This is a genomic window from uncultured Brevundimonas sp., from assembly GCF_963974615.1.
GTDB lineage: Bacteria > Pseudomonadota > Alphaproteobacteria > Caulobacterales > Caulobacteraceae > Brevundimonas.
The window spans coordinates 74,111-81,967 of sequence record NZ_CAXBDH010000015.1; the positions used below are offsets into that span (position 1 = coordinate 74,111).

The window sequence follows — 7,857 nt, forward strand, 5'->3', positions numbered from 1 at the left end:
CGTGACCAGCGCCCGTCCTCGCCTGACCGTTTCCGCCGTCGCCGGCACCGTCCTTGCGGCCAGCCTGGCCCTGTCCGGCTGTGCCGACATGTCGATGGGCGCACAGCCCGCGCCGCTGACGCCGCTCTCGCGATATTCGTTGCAGGTCGAGCCCGGCCTCGACCGTATCGCCCTGGCGGTCCACGAGACCGGTCTGTCGGGACCGCAACACGCCGCCCTGCGTGACCTGGCCGCCCGTTTCGGTGCTTCAGGAGCCGCCGTCATTCGCGTTGAGGCTCCTTCGGGCGACGATCCTGTTGCCGGCGAAGCCGCCTGGGGCGTTCGCACCGCCCTGGAACAGGCCGGTGTTCCGGGTGACCGCATCCAGGTCGCCGCCTATACCGCGCCGGATCCGAGGGCACCGGTGCTGGCCGGGTTTGAGACCATCCGGGCCCACGTCCCTGTTTGCGCCAACGAAGGCGGCGACATGGGGGGACGTTTCTCGAACCAGAGCTCCGCCGGGCTGGGCTGTGCCATTACCGCCAATATGGCGGCGCAGATTGCCGACCCGCGCGACATCATGGCGGCACGTCCGATGAGTCCCGCCGACTCCGGTCGCGCAGCGGTGGTGTTCGACAACTATCGCAGTGGCCAGACCACGTCCGCGCCACAGGATTCGCTGGTCGCCGGTCGCATCGCCCGAGCGGTGGAATAGACCCCATGACCAGTGTGTCCGCTCCCCATCCCTTCGACCCCGTCGACGACGAGTTCGATCTCGAAATGGACTTTGTCACCGACGCCGACGGTGCCGATGCGCCCGTGATCGAGGCTGACGCCTCATCCCGGCAGCCGCTGCAATTCATGGCTCCGGCCAGTGTCGTGTCCGAGGACGCCGCCGAGGGTCCGGCCGCAGGCTTCAATCCCGTCGGAGATCTGGTCGCGGGGGCCTCGGCTGCCTTTTCAGCGCCGGTCCCGGTCGGGGTCGGTCCGGGCATCGGTGAGGTATCTGTCCCGCGGATCGCCATCCACGTCTTCGCCGAGCGTCAGGATACGCTGGCCGCAGCCGAACGGGCCGGTCAGGACCGCCGTCTGTCGCGGGCCACCACCCAGATCCGCATCGGCGGTGCGGCGGCGGCCGTCGAGGCCTATCGTCACGAACCGACCCCGCCCCTGATCATCGTCGAATGCCTGCAGGATCCGCAGACCCTGCTGCACGAGGTGGATACCCTGGCCGAGGTCTGTGACTCCGGCACCAAGGTCGTGGTCATCGGTGCGACCAACGACATCCTGCTGTTCCGCGAGCTCATGCGCCGCGGGGTCAGCGAATATCTGGTGGCCCCGATCCAGCCGCTGCAGCTGATCTCGGCCATCGGCGGCCTGTTCAATGACCCGGCCCAGCCCTTTGTCGGCCGCTCGATCGCCTTCGTTGGAGCCCGCGGCGGAGCCGGGGCTTCGTCGGTGGCGCACAATACCGCCTATGCAATGAGCGAGCGGATCGGTGCCAACACCGTCATCGTCGACTATGACTTGCCGTTCGGGACCGCCGGGCTGGACTTCAACCAGGACCCGCTCAGCGGTGTGGCCGACGCCCTCGGTCAGCCTGACCGGCTCGATTCCGTGCTGCTGGACCGGATGATGGTTCGCTGTACCGACAAGCTGAGTCTGTTCGCCGCTCCGGCGACGCTGGACACGGACTGGGACATCAGCCCGGAAGCGTTCGAGGAGGTCACCACCCGCATCCGCTCGACCGCCCCTTTCGTCATTCTGGACCTGCCGCATACCTGGAACGCCTGGATGCGCCGCAGCCTGATCTCTGCCGATGAGGTGGTGATGGTCGCCACCCCGGACCTGGCGTCATTGCGTAACGCCAAGAACATGATCGACCTGATCCGCAACGGTCGCCCCAATGACGCCCCGCCCCGGCTGGTGCTCAATCAGGTCGGCGTGCCGGGCCGGCCGGAAATCCCGGCCAAGGATTTCGGCACGGCCCTGGGTGTGCATCCCAGCCTGATCATTCCGTTCGATCCCAAGACCTTCGGCACGGCAGCCAATAACGGTCAGATGATTCTGGACGCCGGGGCCAAGTCCAAGGCGGCCGAGGCCTTCCAGACCCTGGCCCAGATCGTCTCGAACCGCGAGCTGCCGGTCATCGCCGGTCCGCGGGGCAAGAGCGGTTCGGGCAAGTCCGGTTCGCTGTTCGGCAAAATGTTCAAGAAGCGCTGACGGGTAACAGGGTGTTCGGAAAACGCACAGCACAACCCGGCCCCGGTGCTCCCGCACCCCGGAAAGCTGCGACTGCGGCCCAGAAATCGGGACCTACGACCCAGCCGGCGGACGCCGAGCAGGACGATCCCTTCGCCATGGATGCAGACAGCGATGACGTGCTGGCCGTTCAGGCGACCGCGACCGCCGCCGCTGCTCATGCCGCGCGACCGGCCTCTCCGGCGGCCGACCGTCTCGATGCCCTGGCCGCCCGCGCGCGGCCCGAAGCCAAGACCGAGCCCAAGGCCGCCGGGCCTGGGCCCAAGTCCACCGCCGGGTTCGAACAGCTCAAGAAAGCCCAGGCGGTCGAGATCGTCCGCGAGCAATCTGACTATTACCACGCCACGAAGACCACCATCTTCAATGCGTTGATGAACACCATCGACCTGGCCCAGCTGGCTCAGCTCGATACCAAGGCCGCGTCGGAAGAGATCCGCGACATCGTCGCCGAACTGGTAGCGATCAAGAACGTCTCCATGTCGGTGGCCGAGCAGGAGCACCTGGTCCAGGACATCGTCAACGATGTCCTCGGCTATGGGCCGCTGGAGCCGCTGCTGGCCCGTGACGACATCGCCGACATCATGGTCAACGGGGCCGGTCGGGTCTTCATCGAGGTCAACGGCAAGGTCCAGCTGACCAATGTCCGCTTCCGCGACAACACCCAGCTGATGAACATCTGCCAGCGGATCGTATCCCAGGTCGGCCGCCGCGTGGATGAGAGTTCACCGATCTGCGACGCCCGTCTGCCTGATGGTTCGCGCGTTAACGTTATCGCCCCGCCGCTGGCGATCGACGGCGCGACCCTGACGATCCGGAAATTCAAGAAAGACAAGCTGACCATGCGCAATCTGGTGGAGTTCAACTCCATCAGTCCCGAAGGGGCGCGCGTGCTCGGCGTCATCGGGGCCTCGCGCTGTAATCTGGTGATCTCGGGCGGTACCGGCTCGGGCAAGACGACTCTGCTCAACACCCTGACCGCCTTCATCGATCCGACCGAGCGGGTCATCACCTGCGAGGACGCGGCCGAACTGCAGCTGCAGCAGCCGCATGTGGTGCGGCTGGAGACCCGGCCGCCCAACCTCGAGGGCCAGGGCATGATCACCATGCGCGATCTGGTCAAGAACTGCCTGCGCATGCGTCCCGAGCGGATCATCGTCGGTGAGGTGCGTGGCCCGGAAGCCTTCGACCTGTTGCAGGCGATGAACACCGGCCACGACGGCTCGATGGGCACGCTGCACGCCAACAGCCCCCGCGAGGCCATCAGCCGGATGGAGTCGATGATCACCATGGGCGGCTATGGCCTGCCGTCCAAGACTATCCGCGAGATGATTGTCGGCTCGGTCGATGTCATCATCCAGGCCGCCCGCCTGCGCGACGGCTCGCGGCGCATCACCCACATCACCGAGGTCGTGGGCCTCGAAGGCGATGTGATCGTGACCCAGGACCTGTTCGTCTACGAAATCACCGGCGAGGACGAGAACGGCAAGATCGTCGGACGGCACCGTTCGACCGGCATCGCCCGTCCCCGCTTCTGGGACCGCGCCCGTTATTACGGGCTGGAGCGCGAGCTGGCGGAAGCCCTCGACGCGGCGGAGTAGGGACGATGCTGCCGATCCTCGCCGCCATTCTGGCTTTCGTCACCATAGGCGGTCTCGGCTGGGCCTTCGTCGGCGGCGACGATTCCAGTGCCGAGGCGGTCAAACGGGCCCAGGGGTTTGGCGGTCCCAAGGTCGCGAACGCCCGCAAGGGGGGCGCGGCGGCCAATACGCCCGAAGCCCGGCGCAAGCAAATCATGATTCAGCTGCAGGATCACGAGCGCAAGGAACGCAAGGCCCGCATGACCATGGCGGCCAAGTTGAAGCACGCCGGCCTGAAGATGAATATCCGCACCTTCTGGATCGTCAGCGCCGGCATCGGGGTCACCGCCCTGCTGATGTCGTTGCTGTTCGGCATGAATCCGCTGATCGCCCTCGGGGTCGCCGTGATCTTCGGTCTGGGCCTGCCGCGCTGGGTTGTCGGTTTCCTCGGCAAACGCCGGATGAAGAAATTCTCGGCCGAATTCGCCAATGCCGTCGACGTCATCGTTCGGGGTATCAAGTCGGGCCTGCCGGTTCATGACTGTTTCAAGATCATCGCGCGCGAAAGTCCCGCGCCGTTGGGGCCGGAATTCCAGCATCTGGTCGAGGGGATGGGCGTCGGCCTGACCCTGCCCCAGGCGCTGGACAAGATGTTCGAGCGTATGCCGACGCCGGAGCTGAAATTCTTCTCTATCGTCATCGCCATCCAGCAGAAGACCGGCGGTAATCTGGCCGAAGCCCTGTCCAACCTGTCGGCCGTACTGCGCGCGCGGCGGATGATGGGCGAGAAGATCAAGGCCCTGTCGTCAGAGGCCACAGCCTCGGCCGGGATCATCGGCTCGCTGCCACCGGCGGTGATGACTCTCGTGACCCTGACGACGCCGGCCTACATGATGGTGTTGTTCACCGACCCCCGGGGCCAATTCATGCTGTTCGTGGCGGTGGCGATGATGGGCTTCGGCATCTTCGTGATGAAGAAGATGATCGCGTTCAAATTCTGATGAGCCATTGAACCCGTCATGATCCAGTTTTTCACCAACCCGCAAAATCTGCTCAGCGTCGGCGTTGCGATCGCCGTGTTCGCGACGCTGGTCACCCTGATGGATTCGTTCGGCGGCGGGGCCAAGCTGGAGAACCGGATGAAGGCCGTGGCGCAGAGCCGCGAAGAGATGAAGCGTCGTTCGCGCCAGACCATGTCGACCGGACCCGGGGGGCTGCGCCACAATGACGAGGGCTTCAAGAAGCGGGTGGTCGAACGGCTGAACCTGACCAAGCTTCTGGAAGACCCCAAGGTCGCCGAGCAGATGGCCCAGGCCGGGTATCGAGGCCCCAAACCGCTGACGACCTTCTATTTCTTCCGCTTTTCCATGCCGTTCGTCTTTCTGGCGATGACGGCCTTCTATCTGTTCGTGTTCAACGATTTCGGTCTGCCGACCATGACCCGGGTGACGGCTGTCATGGCTTCGGCCCTGGCCGGCTTCTATGCCCCGAACATGTTCATCTCGAACCGGATATCGCAGCGTCGCACCTCGATCATGCAGGCGTTTCCCGACGCGCTCGACCTCCTGCTGATCTGCGTTGAGGCCGGCATGTCGATCGAGGCCGCGATCCAGAAGGTCAGTCAGGAAATCGGCGGCTCGTCGATCGACCTCGCCGAGGAGCTGACCCTGCTGTCGGCCGAGCTGAGCTATCTGCCGGACCGGCGCATGGCCTATGAGGGACTGGCCAAGCGCACCAACCATCCGGGCGTCCGGTCGGTGGCCACGGCCATGACCCAGGCCGAAACCTACGGCACGCCGCTGGGCACAGCCTTGCGGACCATGGCCAAGGAAAACCGTGACCTGCGCCTGTCGGCAGCCGAGAAAAAGGCCGCGGCCCTGCCGGCCAAGCTGACGGTGCCGATGATCCTGTTCTTCCTGCCCGTGCTGTTCATCGTCATCCTGACCCCGGCGATCATCAACATCCAGGACACGATGGCCAAGGGCGGCTAGACCATTTTGGATTCAGGTCGACTCGACCTGGATCCAGAAAATGGTCCAGATTCAAACTGGAGCGAAATCGCCGGACAGAGCCTCGCGTCGCAGGCCTTCGGCCACGGACTCGCAGGCCGCGCGCAGGGCCTTGCGGTGTTTGTCGTGGAACAGCTCGCCGCGCAGACCGGTGAAGATGAAGCCGTTGGCGACGATGCAGCTGCCGGCCTCCAGCTCCTCGATCTCGAAATAGCGAACGACGTTGAAGGCCCAGCCGCGCTTTTCGGTCCAGATCAGCTGGGCGTAGGGCTGCCAGTCGCCGACGCGCACGGTCGGGCGACGGCCGGGCAGACCGTCGATGCCTTCGCTCAGGGTGATCTGACTACTGAAGCCGATCGTCCCTTCCAGGTCGGTCTCGACCGCATTCCAGCGGTTCCAGCCGGGCAGGTCCGACAGGATTTCCCAGATGCGTTCGCTGGTCGCGTTCACACCGACGCGTTTTTCGATTTTGGCGGAGTCCATGGTCGGGGTTTCGCACGGCTTTTGCCGGGAAGGAAGTCGTTCTGGTCAGGCCGGACCTAGCGGTTGCCCTCGGGCCCCGGCTGGGAGGCGGGCGGGGTCTCGGGCGAGGGACTTTCGTCGCGATCCGGCAGGTCCACCACCGCGTCGCGCAGCTGGCGACTGAGGAAGACGATGGCGGTGGCTCCGGCCAGCAACAGTGCATTGGCCACGAACGGGGCTGGCACGGCCAGCTGATACAGGGCCACCCCGATCACCGGCGGGCCGAGAAAGCTGAGGCCGGCGATCGACATCATCAGACCCGCGACGGCCCCCTGTTCGTGGCCGTCGACGGCGAGGGAGGCCCCGGCGGTAAAGCCCGGGCGCGCGAAGCCGACCCCCATGGAAACCACCGCATAGCCGACCACCACGCCGAAATAACCGGGCGTGGTGATGCTCATCAGATTGCCCAGCAATGCCAGCACCGCGCCCCATTGCATCAGCTGGCGCGGCTGCAGTTTCAGCAGGGGGATCAGTCCCCACTGCACCATCAGGGTGCCGGTGGCCCCGGCGAACATGGCCAGGCCGATGAAGGGCTGGGTCGCGCCGGTGGTCATGCCGGTCGTGGTCAGCTCATCGATGATGTGAAAGCCCAGCACGGAGATGTTGATGGCCTGGGCCCCGGTCACCAGCAGGCCGTACAGCAGGAAACCGCGCAGCCGCGGGTCCTTCCACAGGCCCTTGCCGGCGTGTCGCGGTTTGCCGCTGGGTGAGGGTACACGCACGACCTCGCCGCTGGGCAGACGCCGCCAGACCAGGACCAGCACGACCGCCGCCATGGCGGCGAAGGCATACATGGGACCGGCCAGCCCGATCAGGGGGAGAACGAACAGGGGGGCCAGAACCGGTCCGATCACCGTGCCCAGTCCCTGGGCCGAGGCCAGCAGCGACATGGCCTGGGTCCGTTCCGCCGGTGCGGTACGATCGGCCACATAGGCCTGGGAGGCGATCGGCGCGGCCGAGCCGAACAGGCCGTAGACGGTGCGGGCCAGGACCATCAGCACGAAGGCGACGCCGACCCCGAGCCAGCCTTCCAGCCCCGAGGTCGCGGCCAGACCGAAGCCGGTCATCGACACGGTGAAGCCGGCCAGGCCGATCATGATGACGCGCTTGCGACCCAGACTGTCCGACAGTCGGGCCCAGAACGGCGAAGCCAGGGTCCACATCAGGGCCGAGACGGCAAAGGCGGCGGCGACCAGGGTGTCGGCCAGTCCGAATTCCCGACCGATCGCAGGCAGCACCGACTGCAGACCCATATTGCCCGCAGCCGCGATCAGGCTGACGGAGAACAGGATCAGAAAGGCCGGGGATTTCGGGTTCATTCCGACCCGCCGGCGAGCGTCTTTGAGTATTTGCGACAGACCGGAACCACGTCCTGCCATCGGGTGTCCGTGGTCTTGAGGGCCATGGTGGCAAGATCGGTGTTTCGCCGGCCTTGCACAAGAGCCCGCAACGGCTAGCTGTGGAGCCTCAACAGGTTGTCCTCGGCGAGGGCGAGTCTGCTGATGGGC

The 7,857-nt window shown here is 65.7% G+C and carries 7 protein-coding genes; 5 read left to right on the forward strand and 2 right to left on the reverse strand.

From position 1 onward, the window contains the following. Position 1 precedes the first annotated feature (1 nt). The 5 genes from AAC050_RS11640 to AAC050_RS11660 all read left to right on the forward strand — a co-directional run bounded on the left by AAC050_RS11640 (position 2) and on the right by AAC050_RS11660 (position 5,809). Positions 2-694, forward strand: a complete 693-nt coding sequence (locus AAC050_RS11640) for a CpaD family pilus assembly protein (RefSeq protein ID WP_339915256.1) — start codon at positions 2-4, stop codon at positions 692-694. Between the two features lie 5 nt (positions 695-699). After that, positions 700-2,202, forward strand: a complete 1,503-nt coding sequence (locus AAC050_RS11645; protein WP_339915257.1) for an AAA family ATPase — start codon at positions 700-702, stop codon at positions 2,200-2,202. Positions 2,203-2,339: 137 nt separating this feature from the next. Further along, positions 2,340-3,839, forward strand: a complete 1,500-nt coding sequence (locus tag AAC050_RS11650) for a CpaF family protein (RefSeq protein WP_339915258.1) — start codon at positions 2,340-2,342, stop codon at positions 3,837-3,839. A gap of 5 nt (positions 3,840-3,844) precedes the next feature. After that, entirely contained in the window at positions 3,845-4,819 is a 975-nt protein-coding gene (locus AAC050_RS11655) for a type II secretion system F family protein (protein WP_339915259.1), read from the forward strand. Positions 4,820-4,837: 18 nt separating this feature from the next. Continuing rightward, the gene (locus tag AAC050_RS11660; protein ID WP_339915260.1) at positions 4,838-5,809 is read left to right on the forward strand and encodes a type II secretion system F family protein; all 972 of its coding nucleotides are present in this window, start codon (positions 4,838-4,840) and stop codon (positions 5,807-5,809) included. Between the two features lie 51 nt (positions 5,810-5,860). Here AAC050_RS11660 and AAC050_RS11665 read toward each other — a convergent pair whose 3' ends face one another. Together AAC050_RS11665 and AAC050_RS11670 are read right to left on the reverse strand one after the other, a co-directional pair. Next, the gene (locus AAC050_RS11665) at positions 5,861-6,310 is read right to left on the reverse strand and encodes an SRPBCC domain-containing protein (protein WP_339915261.1); all 450 of its coding nucleotides are present in this window, start codon (positions 6,308-6,310) and stop codon (positions 5,861-5,863) included. A gap of 56 nt (positions 6,311-6,366) precedes the next feature. Continuing rightward, complete coding sequence (locus tag AAC050_RS11670) at positions 6,367-7,668, reverse strand: MFS transporter (protein ID WP_339915262.1); 1,302 nt, start codon at positions 7,666-7,668, stop codon at positions 6,367-6,369. Between the last annotated feature and the right edge of the window lie 189 nt (positions 7,669-7,857).

What these genes read in the sequence shown, in the direction of transcription:
- AAC050_RS11670 (WP_339915262.1), bottom strand. Translation starts at nt 7,668, where the DNA reads ATGAACCCGAAATCCCCGGCCTTTCTGATCCTGTTCTCCGTCAGCCTG.
- AAC050_RS11650 (WP_339915258.1), top strand. Translation starts at nt 2,340, where the DNA reads ATGGATGCAGACAGCGATGACGTGCTGGCCGTTCAGGCGACCGCGACC.
- AAC050_RS11665 (WP_339915261.1), bottom strand. Translation starts at nt 6,310, where the DNA reads ATGGACTCCGCCAAAATCGAAAAACGCGTCGGTGTGAACGCGACCAGC.
- AAC050_RS11660 (WP_339915260.1), top strand. Translation starts at nt 4,838, where the DNA reads ATGATCCAGTTTTTCACCAACCCGCAAAATCTGCTCAGCGTCGGCGTT.
- AAC050_RS11645 (WP_339915257.1), top strand. Translation starts at nt 700, where the DNA reads ATGACCAGTGTGTCCGCTCCCCATCCCTTCGACCCCGTCGACGACGAG.
- AAC050_RS11655 (WP_339915259.1), top strand. Translation starts at nt 3,845, where the DNA reads ATGCTGCCGATCCTCGCCGCCATTCTGGCTTTCGTCACCATAGGCGGT.